The following is a 486-nucleotide window of genomic DNA, read 5'->3' as shown; positions in this document are numbered from 1 at the left end:
TTAAGTCAAAAAGTTTCTTCCCTTTCTGGTGGACAAAAAAAGCGTGTTTCGTTGGCCATAGTGTTGATTCACAAACCCGATTTTTTGATTTTGGATGAGCCAACAAATCATTTAGATTTAGAGATGATTGAATGGTTAGAATCCTATTTTGCCAAAGAAAAAATTACCCTTTTTATGGTAACGCATGACCGTTATTTTTTGGAGCGCGTTTGTAATGAAATCATAGAATTGGAAAATGGGAACATTTACAAATACAAAGGAAATTACTCCTATTATCTAGAAAAAAAGGAAGAACGCATTCAGCTTGAACAAGTTACTACTGATAAAGCAAAAAATTTGTTTAAAAAAGAATTGGATTGGATGCGCAGACAGCCAAAAGCACGAACCACCAAATCGAAATCGCGCATTGATGATTTTTATCAAATAAAAGAAAAAGCGCAACAACGAAGAGTTGAACACAAAGTTCAGTTGGAAATTAATATGGAG

General features: G+C 33.7%; 1 protein-coding gene. It reads left to right on the top strand.

Features of this window, described 5'->3' with window-relative positions; all coding sequences use genetic code 11:
- Positions 1–486, top strand: a 486-nt coding sequence (locus tag IU405_RS00890; RefSeq protein WP_197436755.1) for an ATP-binding cassette domain-containing protein, incomplete at both ends; no start/stop codon positions are given.

Origin of the sequence: Polaribacter sp. BAL334, assembly GCF_015767435.1 — a bacterium.
Lineage (GTDB): Bacteria > Bacteroidota > Bacteroidia > Flavobacteriales > Flavobacteriaceae > Polaribacter.
The sequence above is the reverse complement of the archived record's forward strand: the minus strand, read 5'-3'. Positions and strand labels throughout refer to the sequence as shown.